Here is a 909-nt window from a genome sequence, read left to right as displayed (position 1 = left end):
CACCAAAGCGAGGTGAGCATGGCGACGGAGGCTCTGTTGCAAAGATTGGCGGCAGTCAGAGGTAGGCTGTCGCTCTGCGCCGATCAGGCGGCTGCTGCGAAATGGTGGTTGAGCATGCCCATGGCCTCCGTCAGCGCCGAGGGCCCAATGCCAAAAGCTCTCTCCACAAGGCGCACCTCGCCCCTGATGCCGGGCTGCAGGCACCAGGGGCGAGCCTGTCCTTTGCGCAGGGCTCGCATGACTTCGAATCCCTTGATCGTGGCATAGGCCGTGGGGATCGATTTGAAACCGCGCACCGGCTTGATCAGTATCTTGAGCTTTCCGTGATCGGCCTCGATCACGTTATTGAGATACTTCACCTGCCGGTGGGCCGTCTCCCGGTCCAGCTTTCCTTCGCGCTTCAATTCGGTGATCGCTGCACCATAGCTCGGCGCTTTGTCGGTATTGAGCGTGGCAGGCTTTTCCCAGTGCTTCAGGCCTCGCAGGGCCTTGCCCAGGAACCGCTTCGCTGCCTTGGCGCTGCGGGTCGGCGACAGGTAGAAATCGATCGTGTCGCCCCGCTTGTCGACTGCCCGGTACAGGTAGGTCCACTTGCCCCGCACCTTGACGTAGGTTTCATCCAGGCGCCAGCTCGGATCAAAGCCACGCCGCCAGAACCAGCGCAGCCGCTTCTCCATCTCCGGGGCGTAGCACTGGACCCAGCGATAGATCGTCGTATGGTCGACCGAAATGCCGCGTTCCGCCAGCATTTCCTCAAGGTCGCGATAGCTGATCGGATAGCGACAATACCAGCGCACCGCCCACAGGATCACATCACCCTGGAAATGGCGCCACTTGAAATCCGTCATCGTTCCGTCCGTCCAATCTCCGCCAAGCATGCTCAAGCTTCACGATTTTTGCAACAGAGCC

General features: G+C 60.6%; 1 protein-coding gene. It reads right to left on the bottom strand.

What is annotated here, in order from left to right; genetic code table 11:
* Positions 1 to 83 precede the first annotated feature (83 nt).
* On the bottom strand, positions 84 to 848 hold the full coding sequence (locus ACVOLQ_RS22435; RefSeq protein WP_001389365.1) for an IS6-like element IS6100 family transposase: 765 nt from the start codon (positions 846 to 848) through the stop codon (positions 84 to 86).
* Between the last annotated feature and the right edge of the window lie 61 nt (positions 849 to 909).

The sequence above is a fragment of the Stenotrophomonas sp. STEN031 genome (assembly GCF_056759975.1).
This window is presented reverse-complemented; position numbering and strand designations above follow the sequence as displayed.